The following is a 17471-nucleotide window of genomic DNA, read 5'->3' on the forward strand; positions in this document are numbered from 1 at the left end:
CCGTCGTTCGCACCGGCGACCGGTGTTCGACGACCCGTGCCGTCGACGTGCGGGCGGCTGTGGGCCCGCCCGCACGTCGGCGGGCTCAGATCTTGCCGGTTCCCGCACCCTGGGTCACCAGCGCTTTGACGTTCGCCGGCGTGTCCAGCGTGTAGGGGTAGTAGCCGCGCGGGTCCTCCACGCTGCCGCCCACCACCGGTTTGCCGCTGTTGACGTAGACGTTGTTCCGCTCGACGATGCTGCCCTTCGGGCCCGAGTAGCTGTTCGTCATCGGCTCCTCGACGTTCTCGAAGTAGTTGCCCTCGACCCAGCAGCCGGACTTGTTCTGGCAGGCGACGCCTGTGTCGCTGTTGGCGACGAAGTAGTTGTTGAACACGTGCACCGGGTTGCCGAAACGGGTGCGCGGGTTGCGCTGCGGCGTCCGGTCGAAGAAGTTGTGGTGGTAGGTCACCTTGAGGTACCCGGTGTCCTGTGCGGCGTTGCTGTCGTCGTGACCGAGCAGCATGTTCTTGGTGTGGTGGTGGGTGTGGTTCCACGACACGGTCACGTAGCTGGACCCGCGCTTGATGTCGATCAGGCCGTCCTTGCCCGCGGACAGGTCGTTGTGGTCGATCCAGACGTGGTGGGAGAACATCTGCACGTTGATCGAGTCGTCGCTGGCGTTGCGGAACACCAGGTTGCGGATGATCACGTTGTGCACGGCGTTCGCCGGGGGAGCGGTCACCGAGCTGACCGGCAGGCCGATGTTCAGGCCGCCGCCGGTGATGCCGGAGCTCGCGCCGACGCCGATGACCGTCTTGTCCGAGGAGACGTCGTACATGCCCGGCGCCAACGTGATCATGCCCTGCACGCGGACCACGCGCGGTCCGTCGGCCTTGATGGCGGCGGTGAAGTCGGCCGCAGTCGAAACCGTGACCTCCGGCCCTCCGGCGCCGCCGGTGGTCCCGTTCTGGCCGAGCGCCGTCACCGAGGCGAACCCGACGGGTGCTGCCTCGGCGGCGGACGCGGGCGCGCCGGCCACCGACGTGGCACCGCCGACGAGCACCGCGGCGAGCGCGAGAGCGCTTGTCCTCCTCATGAAGTCCTCCGTTGGACTCGGCCGACGCCCGCGCCCGCGGTGACGAGCGCTGGTACGTCGGCGGCGTTGTCGAGCGAGTAGGCGTAGTAGGTGCGGGGTTCGACGACGGTGCCGAGGGTCTGCGGGACACCGGAGCCGACGTAGACGTTGCCGCGCTCCACCACGCGGCCGGGTCCGCTCTTGTCGTAGCCGGACAGGACCGGGCGGGCGACGTTCTCGAAGTAGTTGGCCTCGACCAGCACCCCGGCGTCCTCTGTGGACGCGACGCCGTAGAGGGAGTTGCCGCGGTAGTAGTTGTTGTAGACGTGCACGGGCTCGCCGAACCGCACGCGCGGGTGCCGCTGGTCGGTGCGGTCGAAGAAGTTGTGGTGGTAGGTGACGCGCAGCTTGCCGCGGTCGGCGGTGTAGGTGTCGGAGTGGCCCAGCAGCGCGGCCTTGCTGTGGTCGTGGAAGTGGTTCCACGACACCGTGACGTAGTCGGACTGCCGCTTGATGTCGAGCAGGCCGTCGAAGCCGCGCGACAGGTCGCAGTGGTCGATCCACACGTGGTGCGCGGAGTTGGTGACGCTGATGGAGTCGTCCGAGGCGCCGGTGAAGCGCAGGTTGCGGATGATCACGTTGTTGCCGGGGCGGGTGGTCGAGCCCAGCTGCAGCCCGCCGCCGGTGATCTCGGCGGTGGAGCCGATCCCGAGGATCGTCTTGTTCGCGACGACGGTCAGCATGTCGTCGACCTCGATGCGGCCGGACACCGAGATGACGCAGGGCTCCTTGCGCCCGACGTAGTCCCGCAGCGCCTCCGCGGTCGTCACGGTGACGGCTTGGCCGCCCGCGCCGCCGGTCGTCCCGTTCTGGCCCAGCGCGGTCACGCCCGCGAAGCCGTCGGCCACGGCGTCGGCGGCCAGGTCGGCCCACGCGGCGCGTGACGCGGTGGCGGCGAAGGCGGTCAGCGCCGCGCCCGCGAGCAGCCGACGTCGGTTGATGGGGCTCATGTGCCCGTCCTCCTCAGACTCGGCCGACACCCGCACCGGCGGGCACGACAGTCGGGACCTCGGCGGCCCGGTGCGGTGTGTAGGCGTAGTAGGTGCGCGGCTCGACGACGGTCCCGCGCACCTCGATCTCGTGGTTGCACTCGACGAGCACGTTGTCCCTGGCGACCATCCGGCCGAGATCACCGCTGAAGTCGACCCGGCCGGGGTTGTTGACGCTGAAGAAGTAGTTGCCCTCCAGCACCACGCCCGCGTTCATCGCCGACGCGACGCCGTAACTGTTGTCCCGGTAGTAGTTGTTGTAGACGTGCACCGACTCGCCGAAGCGGACTCGCGGGTTGCGTTGATCGGAACCGTCGAAGTAGTTGTGGTGGTAGGTCACCCTGAGACGCCCCACGTCCTGCGCCGAGTTGTCGTCGTCGTGCCCGAGCAACAACGTCTTGTCGTGGTCGTGGAACCTGTTCCAGGAAACGGTGATGAAATCGGACCCGCGTTTGATGTCGACGGCGCCGTCGTCACCGTTGGAGAAGTCGTTGTGGTCGATCCAGATGTGGTGGCTGAACATCTGCACGTTGATCAGGTCATCGGTGGCGCCGGTGATCGACAGGTTCCGGATGATCACGTTGTGCACCGCGTTCGCGGGCGGCGAGACCACGTCGTCGTCCACCGGGAGCCCGATGTTCAGCCCGCCGCCGACCAGCCGGGCGTCCGCGCCGAGGCCGACGATCGTCTTGTCGGAAGCGACGTCGTGCATCCCGTCGCTGGTGCCGGTGGACAGCGTGATCGTGCCGCGGACCTGCACCACCAGTGGCTCTGGCCGAGCGATGTAGTCCAGGAACTGCGCGGTCGTCGTCGCCGTGACCACCGCGCCCCCCGCCCCGCCGGTGGTTCCGACCTGGCCCAGCGCGGTCACCCCGGCGAACCCGTCGGCGGCAGGCCCGGCCGCGGTGGCGGGCGGTGCCGCGATCGTGGCGGCCACGACGGCCACCACCACCGCGACCCGTGCGAGGGCGCGTTCGTACCCGACGTGCGTCCGCATTTGGGTGGTCCTTTCGCGAATACGGCCTGCGTGGCGGCGGCGTTGGAAAACCGCTTTCCTGATTCGGACCATAAGACCTGTGTTTCCGGCGTGTCAACGTCGCATCACGTATGCGAACCGGTTCACATACGTGGCCTTTTCGATCGCTTTCCGGCGCTGATCGGATGGTCCTTTCGGTCGATCAATTCGAGGTTGTGGAGAATAGCGTCGAATGTGTTCGACTGGAGCGGGTGACACCTTAGGCCCGGTGATGGCCCTGTTGATCAATGGCAAAGCCCTTGGCTTGATCATCCCTCGTGCGACAGAGAGGAAGATCAGGCCAAGGGCTTCAGTTGATCGGTGTGTTCACCGCACCTCTGGGACTCCTAGCAGCTGCCGTCCGACTCCTTCAGGCCCGTGTTGGCGCCCGCAGTGCGGCTCACGACGTTCGGCACGCAGGCGGCCTGGTCGAGGGTGAAGCTGTAGGGCACGGAGACTGAGGTGGTGGACTTGACGTCGGGACCGGCGGGCTTGTGATCGCTGCTCGGCGCGGACCACGTCACGTTGTCGAAGACGTTGCCGCTGACCTGCCAGTAGCCGGCCTCGGTGGTGTAGAAGGTGCCCAGGACGTCACGGGAGTTCTTGAAGTAGTTGTTGTCCACTTTGGCCTTGGCGCCTGCCCGCGAGTTGATGCCGGACTCGTTCAGGCTCACATAGTGGTTGTTGTACATGTGGGCGATGCCGCCTCGCAGCAACGGCGCCCGGGAGTCGATGTTCTCGTACAGGTTGTGGTGGTAGGTGATGAACCCGTTCGAGCGGTCGCTCTCGCTGGACCCGACCAGCCCGCCGCGACCGGAGTTGCGCAGGGTGCTGTAGGACAGGGTCACGTACTGGGTGTTGTTCTTCATGTCGAACAGGCCGTCATAGCCTTCCGGCTCACCGCCCGACGCCAGGAGGTTGACGTGGTCGACCCAGACGTTGCGGACGTTGCTCTCCATCCCGATGGCGTCGCCGCCGTTCGACGTGGGAGAGCCCGACTTCTTGACGTTCCGCACGGTCACGTTCCGGATGATGATGTTGCGGGACTCGCGGATGTGGATGCCCAACTGGTCGAAGACGGCCCCGCCGCCGACACCGATGATGGTGACGTTGCTGATCCGCTTGAGCTCGATCACGCCGGCCGCGGTCTCACAGCTGTTGCCCGAGACCTTGGCGGTGTTGCCGTGGTTGATCGTGCCCGACACCTCGATGATGATCGGCGTGCTGCTGCTCGCCCGGCCGCACAGGGCCTGGTGGATCTGAGTTCCCGTGGTGGCCCGGACCGTCGCCCCGCCCTGGCCGCCGGTGGTCCCGCCGTTCTGGGACGCGTAGCCGGTCGCGACGCCGGCCGCCGCCGACGCCGGTGACACCGCCAGCACCGCGCTGGTCGAAGTCGTGACGGCCAACGCGGCCACGATCGCGGGGATCCGCCACGCGACTGATCGTTTCATTTCATCTCCTGCGTCCTTGAAGGTTGAACGGGTGGCCCTGCTCGTCGGCAGCGTGGTGAGCCGGCGCTTTCGAAGCAGGCCGACGCCCGTGCCGCACCGGTTGATTGCACCGGTGATGTCATTCCGACAAGCTGATCGTGGTGGCGGCCGGAATCAGCCTTACTGGGAACGCTCCCAGCGAGTATTGCGCAACATTGCGTGACAGGCAATAAAATTCACGTGCGTGAACACCGGGCGCCGTGATTGCGCGAGGACGATGCGCCTTCCGGTTACCGACCGGCTGATTCATGGACATGAATAACGGGTGGATGCCCGCGGTTTCGAGTATTCGAATCGAACGAGCCGCACCGTTCGACTGGAAAGGCACACCGGGGTCCCGCGCACGGTGGAGGCACTGCGCGCGGCGGCAGCCCACCGCGGAGCCTGATCCGGCCGCGCGCCGGGCGGGTGCGGTGTCGAGCGCTCCGCTCCTGGCGGGTGCGGACCTGGTCGAGTGCATGGACTACCACGCCCCTGAAGCCGCACCCCGGCTGCCCGAGATTTCGCGGCAAATGGTAGATCGTGATTTTGCGGCACAAGAACTCATTTTGCTGATCACGCAGAAATGGTGTAGTCTCAATTTTGTCGAGAGCATCTCGCACGCGGGCACTCAAGCTCACGTCGCACTTGGCGAAACCTGAACCGGTCCTCTTCGGGCCGGAGACGGGAGTCCCGGCATGACGTCGGCTCCTCACCTTTCCATCGCCCCTCCGGCCGTCACGGCCAGCGAGCAGCCTCGGTGTCCGCTGCGATTGCGGTTGCGGCCGAAGGCGCTCACCACGGGGTATGTCGACGGTGCCTGGTGGCCGCGTTCCCGGGACCTCGCCGCCGAACTGCCCGCGCTGCTCGCGGTGCTGGCAGTTCGGCTGGGCGAGATCCCGCGGGTGAGCTACAACCTGACCGAGTGGGACACCGCGCCCAGGCAGATCGCAGTGGACGGCCTCCGGGTGCGGCTCAGCGGGTTCTGGTCCAGGCCGGCGCACACCGTGGACGTCGTCGCGGGGGACCGGCGCCGCCTGACGTTGCTCCTCGTCCCGCCGGACACCGAACCTTCCACCGCCCACCACGCCATGATGTGCGCTGCCGAGAGGGAGAACGTCGACGCTGTCGAGGTCCTGCTCCGCGGCACCACGACGAGTGAGTCCACAGTGGATTCAGCGGGTGCGGGCAGCAGCTGCGTACCCGAACAGACGTTTCAAGGAGCTCGATGACCACGACGACGCACACGCACACGTCCGCGTATGAGCGCAGGCTCAAGATGGTGCAGGACGTGCTGACCGACCGGACCGAGCTCGCAGGCGAGCCCGCACGGGATCTCGCGGTGCGCGTGCTGAGCGCGCTGGACCACATACCCGAGCGAGTGCGGTGAACTCGCGCCACTACGGCACTGGCGCGGCACAGCTGACGTGGGGCACCCGACTGCTCCGCGTCGGTTGTGCGTTCACGTATCGAGCCGAGGTTCCCACACCTGCGGTGTTCCTCGTGCGGCCGCTGCGGAGTGCGGACGTCCGGGTGAGCCAGGAGAACCTGGACGTGAAGCCGGACGTCCCGATGCGGCACCACCTCGACCTGTACGGCAACCGCAACACCCGTGTCGTGCTTCCGGTCGGTTTGTCCACAGTGCACTTCAGCGCGTGGGTGGACGTGCCGGACAGGGCGGAGGACGTGGACGAGACCGTGCCGGAGACGCCGCCCGACGGACTTCCGGACGACGTGTTGCTGTACACGTTGCCCAGCCGGTACTGCGTGTCCGACGTGCTGGGCGACGAGGCGTGGTCGCGGTTCGGTGCCCATCCACCCGGCTACGGCCGGGTGCGGGAGATCTGCCGGCACGTCCACGAGTCGCTGAACCTCGGGTACGGCACGTCCACCGCGTTGTCCACGCCGGCCGGCGTCGACGCCGCGGGTTTCGGGTCGGACCGCGACTTCGCGCACCTGGCGATCTCCTTCTGCCGCGCGCTCAACATTCCCGCTCGGTACGTCGTCGGCTACCTGCCGGACCTGGACGTGCCGCCCGGTGACGCGGTGATGGACTTCGCGGCGTGGGTGGAGGTCTGGCTGGGCGACCGCTGGTGGACCTTCGACCCGCGCAACAACGAGCTGCGCAAGGGACGCGTTGTCATCGGCAGGGGTCGCGATGCCGCCGACGTCGCCGTGGTGACCACGTTCGGCGGTCCGAGGTTGGAGTCGGTGGTCGTGCAGGCGGAAGAGGACCTGGCCCCGTCGTGGCGCTGAGCGGGAGGTGCCCGCCGAGGAGTAGGATGGAGCTACCGAGGGTACGTCGTGCAGCAGCGCTCAAGCTGGTGCCGCCTTGGGCGCATCAGGAAGCCCGGTCGTGTTCGGCTGGAGGCGGGAGCGCCGAGATGAACTCGGATCAGCTCTGCACCACTGCGTCATCGCCCACCGCATCATCGCCCACCGCGTCTTTCCCCGCCTCACGCGGCGAAAGACTGACCGACGGCCCTCATTTCGCCGGGAGCTGGCGGCCGTTGTCGCCCGGCCCGGCCGTCATCGGGCCGATGCCCGGCTCACCGATCAGGCGCAAGCGCTGACGGTCTCGTTCTTCCCTTCCCGCAACGACCATCGGAGTGTCCGCATGCCCGAGTCACGAACCGCCCCCGACGACAAAGCGAGCTGTGCGGTGTGTCCTCACGCATGGCATGAACACGACCCGCTCGGCGAGCGGTACTGCACGGCGACCACGGCGTCGGCGCTCACGCGAGGATGCATCTGCGCATGACCGTGATGACGAACGTGTTGGCCACCAACCGGTTGACGCTGCGCGATTGGCGTGCCGAGGACGCCGCGGCCGCGCTGGAGGTCTACGGCCACGCCGAAGTCACCCGCTGGCTCAGCCCGGAGATGGACCAGGTCCCGGACGCGGCGGCCATGAGGTTGTTGCTGCAGCAGTGGATCGCTGAGAGCGCGCGCGTTCCGGCTCCGGCCGGCCGCTGGGCGGTCGAGCGCAACGCCGACGGTCAGGTGATCGGCGGCGCGCACCTGCTCCCGCTGCCACCCGGCCGGGAGGACCTGGAGGTCGGCTGGCAGCTGAGGCCTGACGTGTGGGGCCACGGCTACGCCGCCGAGGCCACCCACGCCCTCGCCGGGTGGGCGTTCGGCCATGACGTGTACGAGGTGTTCGCCGTCGTCCGGCCGGGCGACACGCGCGCCTCGTCGGCCGTCCGGAAGAACGGGATGCACTGGGTCGGTGAAACCGGGAAGTACTTCGGCCTCGACCTGCAGGTGTTCCGGCTCCGCGTGGCGGACCTCGACGCGAACGCGGCTTCGTCGGCCGGGCGACCCGGCCGCGACTGACCGGAACGGCGGCAGGCTTTCCGCGTCGGTGCGTTGAGCGGTTCGACGACGGGAAGTGGCCACCCGGTCTGCCGAGCGCGATGAGCCCGGTGTACTGGTCCTGCTCACGACCGTTGGGTCGTGAGCAGGTCTGCGAGTCGCTGCACCCTGCTGGCCTCGTCGACGGTCCTGGAGGCACCGATCGTGAGATGGCGGGCGGTCTCCTCGCGTGCCTTCAGCCATTCGGACAGCGTGGGCTTGAGGACAGGGCCGCCTTGTTCTCCCCGACGCGGTTGGTGGGCGGGTCACACGTCAGCAGGACGAGGCCGCAGCGCGAGCAGGTCCTCCGGGCGCAGCTCTCCGACGACGAGTTCACGAGCTACTTCGGCCAGGCGACGACGACCGTTGCGGGCGTAGTTCCGCAGTACGTGGAACGCCTGTTCCATCTCCAGATTTCCGGCGAACGCCAGCACACCTTTGGCCTGTTCGATGACGACCCGGCTGTTCAACGCCGTCTGCAGCTGCTCTGTGACGACCTCGCTGCGCCGGATGGCACGTTCCTGCAGGATTCCGATCGTCGCCGTGTCCGCCAGGGCCCGCACGAGCAGGAGGTCCTCGTCGCTGAGCAGACCGGTTTCACGGCGGAACAGGTTCAACGTGCCGATGGTCTCGCGCCGCAGTCTCATCGGCACCGCGTGCACGGAGGCGAAACCCTCCGCGATGGCGAGTGGCGCGAACCGCGGCCAGCGCTGGATCTCCGTCGACAGGTCCGCGACCAGCACCGCCTCACCACTGTGCACGCAGTCCAGGCACGGGCCTTCGCTCGCCTGGAGCTGGAACAGTTCGAGCATCTGCGTCTGATCCGACGAGTAAGCCACCACTCTCAGACCACCGTGCTGGTCGGACAGCATCAACCCGGCCGCCGTCGCGTCCAGCAACTGGACGCAGTGCTCGACCAGCCCGTGCAGCACGTCCACCACGTCGTAGTCGTCCACGAGCGTGTCCGCCAACTCGACGAACGCGTGGAGCAACCGGGATTCCCGCTCTGCCCTGGACGGTGCGCTACCGCTCATCACCAGCTCCTGTTTCCTCTTCTTCCGACGGTAGTGCTGCCAAGGCCGGGTCGCCATCCACGTCTCGCACGCGTTCACCTGCCCAGTTCCAGCGGGGACAGCCGGCGGCTGACGATGTCCTCGGCCACCTCGTCCAGCGACCTGTCGACGACGAAGGCGTAGCCCCGCAGCCTGGACAGTGCCTCCTCCGCGGAAACGCCCAAGGCGGCGAGGACCATTCCGGTCGCTTGGTGCACCTGCTCCCGCCCTGGTGACAGCACCCCGCGCAAGCCGTCAGTGCCGTTCGCCTCACCCAGAAGCACCCCGAGCAGCACCGCGGTCACGACGTCGACCACCTCCAGCGCCACGGCGAGCTCCTCGGCCGACAACCACCCGGGCCGCCTCCGGTAGAGGTCGATCGCGCCGATGCCGATCGCGCCCGCCTGCAGGGGAAACGCGAAGATCGCGCCGACGGGCAGCGGGTTGACGGTCGCCGCGAACATCGGCCACTCCTGGACCGATGCCTGAGGCAGGTCGGGAACCAGCACGGGCCTGCGGGACGCGAACGCCTCGAAGCACGGGCCCTCACCCAAGCTGAACTGGATGTCCTCGATCCGTGCCGCGATCTTGTCGCTGGCGTACAACGTCTCCCGCTCCCGCGGACCGCTCATCGCCGAGACGGAGGCGCCGTCCACCGGCAGTACGTCCACGCACGCGCGAATGACCCGCGCCAGCGCGTCGAGTTCGTTCTCGTTGTCGTGAAGCGCGGCTCTCAGCGTTGCTCGCGCGTCTCTCAGGGACAAATGGGGTCGATCAGGTTCGTGCACCTTTGGTCACACCGCCGAACAACGGCGGGTTCATCGACATCTGGCACCGGATTCCTCCACCACGTGGAATGCTTCCAGCCGCTCCTGGAACGTGGCGAGGTCAAGGCCATCGTCTTGCGTGATCGCATCAGGATCAACACGACCAGCCTACGGTGTGCTTGCGCCGGCTGCCGTTCAGGCTCCACCGGCGGATCCGGCAACCACCGCATCCGTCGACTTCGCCGACCGGCAACTGCTGACCGCTCTAGAAGCCGACGGCATCGTCGGCCGGCGTCACCGCACTGCCAGGAGGTCAGCGGGGGAGGGTGTGCGGGTCGCGGCCACGAGGGTAGACCTCGTGCTCGCTGATCGTGCCGTCCCGGTCGCGGACGATGTGGTCCACCGCGTGCGCGATGGCCATCTCGCGGCCGTTCGTGCGGGCGTCGTCCTTGGTCAGGTGCGAGCTGGAGGCGAGGTCGTTCCCCTCCACCTTGTTCTTCCACCGGCCGCCTTCGAAGTAGGTCTCAACATCTCCACGCATGGTGTCGCTCCCGTCGGGTCGTCCGGATCGAATACCCCGGACTCCGACCGGCACACCACCTTGAGTCCGCGCGTTCGGAGTCTGACCAGGCGACACGCCGTCGCCGAAGTCCTCCGAGCGGCCGTCACCGTGAGGCTGTTCCACCTGCGGTCCGCCGCACACGGGACCGGCCTCAGTCCTGGGAACGCCGAGGCTGATCGTGCTCAGACAGTGCGGGGACGGACCTCAGCGCGCGGTTGCTGCGCGGTTCGGTCCGCGTCTTGGCCTCGTCGACCTGCCGGACCAGCTCGTTGCGGACCTCGTTGAGCGCGGCCGGCAGATCCGCCTCGGACGAGGTGGCGACGAGGTGCAGACGGGGAGTGCGGTTGATCCAGCACTCCAAGGTGACGTGTTGCTCGACACCGCCGCGGTCCTTCACGCTGATCTCGAGGTCGACCTGGTCGTCGCGGAACGAGCGCAGTCGCGAGCCGAGTGCGGCCAGGCGTTCCACGACCCAGCCGCGTTCGTTCGCGAGGAACCCGGTGGCGAGGTTCAGCCGGTTGGTGATCACCGCGGCGTCCTCTGACACTTTGCTCATCTTCTTCTCACTTGTCCTTTGTAGAGTGGTGAACCGAGATCGCGCTACGAGGTGAGTGCGCTCGGCGAACGCATCGGCCTGCTGCGGCTCACTTTCCCTCGGTCAGGTCCGCTATCAGGCCGCGCAGAGACACGGTGGCCAGCCCGATGGAGGCGTCGCTCGCACCGTAGGGAATCACCAGCGTGTCCCCGTGCAGCAAGGCGCCGCAGGAGTAGACGACGTTGGGCACGTAGCCGTCGCGTTCGCCGGCGGAGGGCAGCAGCACCGGTTCGGGCAGGGATGCCAGCACCCGTTCGGGGTGGTCGAGGTCGAGCAGGATCGCGCCCATCGTGTAGACCCGCATGGGGCCGACGCCGTGGGTCAGCACGAGCCAGCCTTCGGGGGTCTCGATGGGTGAACCGCAGTTGCCGACCTGGACGAGGTCCCAGTCCCTGCCGGGAACCTGCACGGACTGGGGCCCGTTCCAGGTCCTGATGTCGTCGGACGTGACGACGGCGGAGCTCTCGCCGTCCCCGCGCGTCAACGCGGCGAACCGGCCTCCGATCTTCCTGGGGAACAGGGCCATGCCTTTGTTGCGTGCGGCCGAACCGGTCGTCTGTGTGACGTAAAAGGTGCGGAAGTCATTGGTCTGCAACAGTTGCGGCGCGACGTCGACACCGTCATAGGCTGTGTAGGTGGCGTAGTAGGTCTGCTCGCCGTCATCGTCGGTGAAGCGCACGAACCTGGCGTCCTCCATGCCGTGGCGTTCGGACGGGCCGGTGGGCCAGAGCACCCGTCCGCTGAGGACGGTGTCTTCGGGGAACTCGGAGGTGTAGTTGCACGCGGCGATCCATCGGACCAGCTCCACAGTCCGGTGTGCCTCTTGGCGGGCGACCAGGCTCGGGTGCAGGTCGGCCAGCACTCGATCCAGTTCGGCGCGGGTGAACCGCGCGGGCAGCCACCGGTTCAGCACGGCGGAGACCTCGTCGTCGTGGCCGAACTCCGCGAGTTTGCCCTGGAAAAGACTCTTCTCGTACGTCGACTCGCGGTGCAGACCCGTGGTCACGACGGTCGGCGGTGCGTCGACGCTGAGCGCGGCATCGGGACCGATCACACCCGTGCGGAAGCCGATGGAGGACAGATGGCCCTCACCGATGCCCCGCACGCTGAGCGCGAATCTCAACTGCCCCGCTGCCATCCCGCTCTGATCGGGGTGCGCGACCATGGAGGGGTTGCACAACGCGGCGCCTTCGACGGAGTACTCGTGGGTGAAGTACGCGCCGATCAGCAGTCTGCGGGACTCGGACAGTTCGACATCCGGGGTCAACCGGTGGCTGACGCTCGCGAAGTGGTCGGAGAAGGTCGCCTGAACGTCCCGATGCCGGCCCGCGAACATGCGGATCGTGCGATCCAGCGCTGCGCACACGGTCGCCTCGTCCAGTGCCATCACCCGCCGGATCACGGCCGCTGACCGGGACTCGTGTTCTGGCCGTTCCTCTCCTGGCACGAACAACTTGGTGATGACGCGGCTCGGGTCCGGCCGCAGCCGCAGCGAGGAGCGCGTGACGTCGGCGTTCATCCGGTGCCCCCCAGCGAAGTGCGGCCGTGCTGCAGAGTGGAGATCAGCGCCAGCGTCGACTCGGCGCCCTGGTTGCGGTTGACACCGTCGCGCACCAGTCCGTCGTAGCCGCCCCCGGTCTCCTTGTCGCGCATGGGCACGCCGAGGTCGTTGTCACCGTCGAACCACGCGACCGTGCGGCGAAGACCGTTGAGCCACTTCAGGTTGCCTGTGGCCTGGTAGGCGCGAGCACAGGCGTCGGCGAGCGCGGCGACCTCGACGGGTTGCTGGTCGAACGCCGGGCGGGGTTCTCCGACGTGCCAGCCACCTGCCGGGGTGGGCGAGAGGTGGGCTTCGCGGGACTCGACGGTCAGCAGCCAGTCCAGCAGCCGCAGACCGTCGTCGCGGACCTGGGGGGCGTCGAGGAGCTGGCCCGCGGCGATCAGCGCTTCGGGCAGCGCGGCGTTGGCGTAGAAGAGCCGGTGTTCAGGCCACGGCCAGTCCGGTGTCTCGCCCGGTTCCCCGACGTACGAGGAGATGTCACCGAGCAGCTTGGCCGCGAGGGCGTGACCGGGATCGACACCCAGCACCTCGGCGGCACCGAGCGCGGCGAAGGCCATCGAGCGCACCGACGGTGGCCGGTGATGGGCGCTCTTCTCGAAGCAGTCCAGCGCAGCCGTGCGGATCCAGGCCGCCGGGCCACGTGCGGCCGCGGTGCCCAGCCCCCACAACGCGCGTCCCCACCAGTCACCCAGCCCCGGCTCGTCCTGCCAGCGGCGGTCGAAGCCGAGCCGGTTGTGGAACCGCCCGTCGTCGGCCTGTGCGTGCGCGGTGAAGGCGAGATAGCGCTCCACCAGAACGACCAGATCGGTGGGCAGCTCCGGTTCGCGGGACAGGACGACCAGGCCGCGGGCGACGTCGTCGAGGCAGTACCCGTGTTCGCGACGGGGGAGCGGACCGTCGGCGTGCTCGTGCAGACCCGTGTCGTCGCTGAGCCGGATCAGGTGGGCGAAACTCGGGCCGGTCACGTGGTCACGACGACTCGGCCGGCGAGGAGGCGCTCAGCCAGGCGGCGATACCGGTTGGCGACGGCGGACCAGTTCAGCGTCGGGGCGAGACTGGCCGAGCGGTCGCTCATCCCGGCCACGAGCCCCGGTTCGGTCAGCACCCGCCGCAACGCCGCGGCGATGGCGTCCGGATCGCGGTGGGGCACCAGCAGCCCGGCCCCGTCGGCCAGCAGTTCGACGGCGTGCGGGAACTCGGTCGCGACCACCGGTTTGCCGGCGGCCAGGGCCTCGATCAGCACGCCGGAAGTGACCTGCTCCGACGAGTCGTAGGGCAGCAGCACGACATCGGCTTGGCCGACGAGCTCCGCCAGCGCCTCGATCTCGCGGTAGGCCGGGTCGAACTCGACCAGGTCCGCGACACCGAGCGCGGCCGCGCGGTTGCGCAGGTTGCCGCGGTAGAGCTCGCCCTCGTGCGCCAGCACCTTGGGATGGGTCTGGCCCGCCACGAGATAACGGGGCTTCAGATCGCGCAGCGCGCCCAACGCGGAGATACCCCACTCGATGCCCTTGCCGCGCCCCAGCAGACCCCAGGTGAGGATCATCGGCCGGTCGGCGGACGGCATGAGGGCGGGAGGGTTGACGGGGAGCGCGCCGTGCGGGATGACGACGACCTCATCGGGCCGCTCGACGGCGTAGCCGTCCACGAGCCGCTGCCGCGCGGCCTCGGACATGGTCACCACGGCGTCGGCATGGCCGACGACCTCTTCGAGCACCTGCCGTTGGCCAGGCGTGGGCGTGGTGAGCACGGTGTGCAGGACGATGATCACCGGGACCCGCAGCCGGGCCAGCACGCCGAACACGGGGTCCCCGCGATCGCGACCGGCTCGTGATCCGGCTCCGTGAGAACGCGGACCACCTGGCCCGTGCTTCCCGGCGTCACCGCGGTCAGATGGCGCAGGAGCGACGCGGTGAACGTGGCGAGACCACACTGCGTGGGCGGATATGTGCTCAGAAAACCGTAAGTGCGGGCCACGAAGAGGGCCTTTCGGGTCGGCGGAAGTGGTCGCTCCACTGTGGAGGGTCTGAGCGAATGATCAACGCGACCGGTGCGGGAGGGGACCGCGCAAACTCAGCACGTGCACCTCTGCCTGGTCGGTGCACACGGGGACGCTGCGGTGACGTCCGTCCAGCGCGGTCAGGTCGATGGTGTGCACAGGCCGTGAGACGTGCCCGTCGAGGCGGATCCGCCGCCAGCGTTCGACGAGGTGGTGGTAGCCCAGCCACAGGACGTCGTCCAGTCCGGCGAGCACTGCGCGTGGCGAACGCCGAGGCCGCTCGGAGGCGAAGCCGGACGGTGGCGCCACGGGAAGGTGGGATGCCGACATCATGCCGGGCCTCCCGTTCCTGGCCGGAAAATGGCCGTTTCAGTTGTCGCCGAGTACGACGTGAGCTTGACTGCCCACGTGCGAGGTGTTCCCGGCAAAATCAACACTACACCAGTTCAGATTTGATCAGCCGAATGTCCGGTGCGGTGCGGGTCAACATCATCCGCAGGTGGAAGCTCTCTTGGAAATCCGGCAAATGCCAATGGTGAAAATGTCGTGCGCGTGTCGGACAGTCGTGCACCGCCGATCAAGAGTTATGACGAAGGCTCGATTCGACTCGTGGAAGACTGCAATACCGCCCGCCCGCGTACGCGGGCGGGACGGAGCAACCGGTACGAGCGCGCTGACGTCTTCGCCGGCAACCCCAGCCGGCGGCACCCGTCACCGTGGCCGCATCCGCTCACCCGTCTGCTCCCGACCCGTCGGTGGCAGCGGTCACGACTGTGCTCGGCTATGTTCGAGTGGTCGAGTTTTGTCGACGCACGTCCTTCCGCTCCCGGCTTTGTGGCTGATCTGCCGCCGGCTGGGGCGGCCACCGCCCTGGACCCCGGCGGCGCCTGCTTCTCCGGTTCCGCTGTCAGGAGTGCGCCCATGGCGATCCCGGATTCTTCTCCTGGTGCCGATCGTGCGCCGCGCACGATCGGTCTGCCCGACGTGGAGACGTTGGAAGCGGACACGGATGCCTTGCGCCTGATGGACTACCGCCAGGGCGGGGACGCCTGTCTCGGCGCGGTCCGAAGCCGGATCGAGGACGGGCGACTGATGCTCGATGCGTCGGCCGCGGAGCACGTGCGACGACGGTTGCACGCGGCGCTGGGAGATCTGCACAACCTCGCCGGTTGGATCTGCTTCGACGTCGGCCTGGCCGGAAAGGCGCGCGTGCACTTCGCTCGAGCGCTGGTGCTCGCGGGATGGGGCCGGCACAGCGGCCTGGTCGCCAACATCTGTTATCGGCTCGGACGTGTGTGCCTGCACCACGAGAGTCTTGACGAGGCCTTGGACTACTTCGAGCTGGGCATGATCGCGGCAGCCGGGCCGGGCGACGAGCTCGCGGCCAGCATCCTGTCGATGAACTCGGCGTGGACCCACGCCAAGAAGGGTGACGAAGACCGGGCACTCGCCGAGCTCGAACGCGGCCAGGCCCAGTTCGCGGCCGCCGACCACACCGACGTGCCCACCTGGGCCAGGTTCTTCACCGGGACCGACCGGTCGGCCGTGATCGGCGCCGTCCACACCGACCTGGCCCACACCGCGGGTCTTCGCCACACCCGGACCGCGATTCCGCTGCTCACCGAAGCGGTCGACGACTACGGCGACGACATGGCCCGCAGCCGCGCGTTCAGCCTGATCCTGCTGTCGATGAACCACCTGCTCGCCGGGGACCTCGACCACGGCGTCGCCGTCGGGTTCCGCGCACTGGCATCCGCCGAGGCCCTGGCCTCGGCACGCGTGCGTGACCGCATCCGCCCACTCGGCAAGCAAGCGGAGCACCACCACTCTCATGCCGGCGCGCGGGAACTCGCCGCGCGCATCGCGGTCTACGCTGGCACACCGCTGCGGCCACACTGACATGGTTCCCGGGCCGGATCTGCGCGCTCGACCGCTTTCACCACCTGGGTCGGTTCGTGTGGTCCGACGGGCGATCGGTGGCGGTGGTGTGTGAAGAGCCAGGTCCCGTCCGAGATGACAATGGCGAGGAGTGACCGACGTGGGCACGAATCGGCACCTCGACGTACTCATGGGGATCAACGAGATCGCCAGGGCCGACCAGAAGCCCGTCGACGTCCGCCACGTCTGCCTTGCCTGCCGGATCGGCCTGAACGCGGTCGGAGTGGGGATCTACCTCGCCGGTACCGCGCAACCGGTCGAGGTGGTCGGAACCACGGGCGACGAGATGGCCGAGCTGCAGGTGACGTTGGGTGAGGGGCCCGTGCCTGAGGCTTTGCGGCAGAACCGGCCGGTGTTCGTGTCCGACCTGACAGGCGGGTTGAGTGCGAGGCGGTGGCCCGTGTTCGCTCCTGCCGCGGTCGCCGCAGGAGTGGCAGCGGTCTTCGTGATCCCCTTGACGCTCGGGGCGATCGCGTTGGGCGCCTTGGAGATCTGCCGGGACGTCGACGGCCCGTTGTCAGCGGACGAGCTCGCGGACGCGCTGCTGTTCGCGGACGCGGTGACAATGCTGTTGCTCGGCCGATCTCCGATGTCGGCGGCACTGGACGTCGCCGACCTGCCGCATTCCGGGCCGGATGGCCGCTGGGCGGTGGTGCATCAGGCCACCGGGATGGCGTCGGTGCAGCTGGGCGCCGATCTCGGTGAGGCGTTTCTGAGGCTGCGCGCGCACGCGTATCTCACCGGTGTCCGTCTGTCGGAGGTGGCGGCCGACGTGGTCGCGCTCAGACTGAGGTTCACCCCGGACACCGACCATGAGAAGCAGACGTGAGTCACGTGTTGGACCGGCGGATCGCTCGAACTTCGTTGAACTGGCGGACACGCTCGTGCTGGGGTTCGACGCCATCGACTTCCTGCACACCCTGACCGAACGCTGCGTCGACGGACTGCTACCACACCGGACAGCCCGTCGAGTGCGCTGACCTGGCACAGAAGCCGCAGCGCTGGCCCAGGTTCACCGAGGCCGCGCGTCAGCAGGGGTTCGCGGCTGTCCAC

Annotated in this window: 20 protein-coding genes; 8 read left to right on the forward strand and 12 right to left on the reverse strand. The window is 68.2% G+C overall.

The annotated features are described in order from the left end of the window. Positions 1–85: 85 nt before the first annotated feature. The 4 genes from BBK82_RS35425 to BBK82_RS35440 form a co-directional block, all read right to left on the reverse strand. A complete protein-coding gene (locus BBK82_RS35425) occupies positions 86–1078 on the reverse strand; it encodes a pectate lyase family protein (protein ID WP_065918855.1) in 993 nt (330 codons plus the stop codon). Then, positions 1075–2067, reverse strand: a complete 993-nt coding sequence (locus BBK82_RS35430; protein ID WP_071812888.1) for a pectate lyase family protein — start codon at positions 2065–2067, stop codon at positions 1075–1077. The genes BBK82_RS35425 and BBK82_RS35430 overlap by 4 nt, the downstream gene beginning before the upstream one ends. Before the next feature lie 13 nt (positions 2068–2080). Beyond that, entirely contained in the window at positions 2081–3103 is a 1023-nt protein-coding gene (locus BBK82_RS35435) for a pectate lyase family protein (RefSeq protein ID WP_065918856.1), read from the reverse strand. Between the two features lie 365 nt (positions 3104–3468). Next, positions 3469–4572: a pectate lyase family protein gene (locus BBK82_RS35440; RefSeq protein ID WP_065918857.1), complete on the reverse strand. Its 1104-nt coding sequence runs from the start codon at positions 4570–4572 to the stop codon at positions 3469–3471. 497 nt (positions 4573–5069) lie between these two features. On the opposite strand from BBK82_RS35440, the gene BBK82_RS50895 reads away from it, so the two are divergent. The 6 genes from BBK82_RS50895 to BBK82_RS35455 all read left to right on the forward strand — a co-directional run bounded on the left by BBK82_RS50895 (position 5070) and on the right by BBK82_RS35455 (position 7926). Beyond that, a complete protein-coding gene (locus BBK82_RS50895) occupies positions 5070–5252 on the forward strand; it encodes a hypothetical protein (RefSeq protein ID WP_154697678.1) in 183 nt (60 codons plus the stop codon). 36 nt (positions 5253–5288) lie between these two features. Next, entirely contained in the window at positions 5289–5822 is a 534-nt protein-coding gene (locus tag BBK82_RS52440) for a DUF5994 family protein (RefSeq protein ID WP_179953721.1), read from the forward strand. Beyond that, complete coding sequence (locus BBK82_RS51990; protein ID WP_170068018.1) at positions 5819–5980, forward strand: DUF6307 family protein; 162 nt, start codon at positions 5819–5821, stop codon at positions 5978–5980. The genes BBK82_RS52440 and BBK82_RS51990 overlap by 4 nt, the downstream gene beginning before the upstream one ends. After that, positions 5977–6846, forward strand: coding sequence for a transglutaminase-like domain-containing protein (locus tag BBK82_RS35450; protein WP_218920444.1), 870 nt, complete (start codon positions 5977–5979; stop codon positions 6844–6846). The genes BBK82_RS51990 and BBK82_RS35450 overlap by 4 nt, the downstream gene beginning before the upstream one ends. A gap of 361 nt (positions 6847–7207) precedes the next feature. Next, complete coding sequence (locus BBK82_RS56925; protein WP_418287536.1) at positions 7208–7351, forward strand: RGCVC family protein; 144 nt, start codon at positions 7208–7210, stop codon at positions 7349–7351. Then, a complete protein-coding gene (locus BBK82_RS35455; RefSeq protein ID WP_418287464.1) occupies positions 7348–7926 on the forward strand; it encodes a GNAT family N-acetyltransferase in 579 nt (192 codons plus the stop codon). Before BBK82_RS56925 ends, BBK82_RS35455 begins: the two co-directional genes overlap by 4 nt. 284 nt (positions 7927–8210) lie before the next feature. Here BBK82_RS35455 and BBK82_RS35460 read toward each other — a convergent pair whose 3' ends face one another. The 8 genes from BBK82_RS35460 to BBK82_RS35495 all read right to left on the reverse strand — a co-directional run bounded on the left by BBK82_RS35460 (position 8211) and on the right by BBK82_RS35495 (position 14813). After that, positions 8211–8978 carry a GAF and ANTAR domain-containing protein gene (locus BBK82_RS35460; RefSeq protein WP_065921603.1) on the reverse strand — a complete coding sequence of 256 codons (768 nt, stop codon included), beginning with the start codon at positions 8976–8978 and terminating at the stop codon, positions 8211–8213. A 74-nt stretch (positions 8979–9052) separates the two neighbouring features. Then, entirely contained in the window at positions 9053–9667 is a 615-nt protein-coding gene (locus BBK82_RS35465; protein ID WP_237047741.1) for a GAF and ANTAR domain-containing protein, read from the reverse strand. Between the two features lie 409 nt (positions 9668–10076). Continuing rightward, positions 10077–10304 carry a DUF2188 domain-containing protein gene (locus BBK82_RS35470; RefSeq protein WP_065918859.1) on the reverse strand — a complete coding sequence of 76 codons (228 nt, stop codon included), beginning with the start codon at positions 10302–10304 and terminating at the stop codon, positions 10077–10079. A gap of 172 nt (positions 10305–10476) precedes the next feature. Beyond that, positions 10477–10881: a Fis family transcriptional regulator gene (locus tag BBK82_RS35475; protein WP_065918860.1), complete on the reverse strand. Its 405-nt coding sequence runs from the start codon at positions 10879–10881 to the stop codon at positions 10477–10479. An 88-nt stretch (positions 10882–10969) separates the two neighbouring features. Further along, positions 10970–12439, reverse strand: coding sequence for a glycoside hydrolase family 130 protein (locus tag BBK82_RS35480; protein ID WP_065918861.1), 1470 nt, complete (start codon positions 12437–12439; stop codon positions 10970–10972). Beyond that, positions 12436–13446: a glycosyltransferase gene (locus tag BBK82_RS35485; protein WP_065918862.1), complete on the reverse strand. Its 1011-nt coding sequence runs from the start codon at positions 13444–13446 to the stop codon at positions 12436–12438. The genes BBK82_RS35480 and BBK82_RS35485 overlap by 4 nt, the downstream gene beginning before the upstream one ends. Continuing rightward, complete coding sequence (locus BBK82_RS35490; protein WP_218920446.1) at positions 13443–14285, reverse strand: glycosyltransferase; 843 nt, start codon at positions 14283–14285, stop codon at positions 13443–13445. The genes BBK82_RS35485 and BBK82_RS35490 overlap by 4 nt, the downstream gene beginning before the upstream one ends. 234 nt (positions 14286–14519) lie before the next feature. Beyond that, positions 14520–14813: a hypothetical protein gene (locus tag BBK82_RS35495; RefSeq protein ID WP_154697680.1), complete on the reverse strand. Its 294-nt coding sequence runs from the start codon at positions 14811–14813 to the stop codon at positions 14520–14522. A gap of 588 nt (positions 14814–15401) precedes the next feature. On the opposite strand from BBK82_RS35495, the gene BBK82_RS35500 reads away from it, so the two are divergent. Next, positions 15402–16379: a tetratricopeptide repeat protein gene (locus tag BBK82_RS35500; protein ID WP_065918864.1), complete on the forward strand. Its 978-nt coding sequence runs from the start codon at positions 15402–15404 to the stop codon at positions 16377–16379. A gap of 139 nt (positions 16380–16518) precedes the next feature. Further along, a complete protein-coding gene (locus BBK82_RS35505) occupies positions 16519–17247 on the forward strand; it encodes a GAF and ANTAR domain-containing protein (protein WP_154697681.1) in 729 nt (242 codons plus the stop codon). Positions 17248–17471: the final 224 nt, after the last annotated feature.

The sequence above is a fragment of the Lentzea guizhouensis genome, assembly GCF_001701025.1.
Lineage (GTDB): Bacteria > Actinomycetota > Actinomycetes > Mycobacteriales > Pseudonocardiaceae > Lentzea > Lentzea guizhouensis.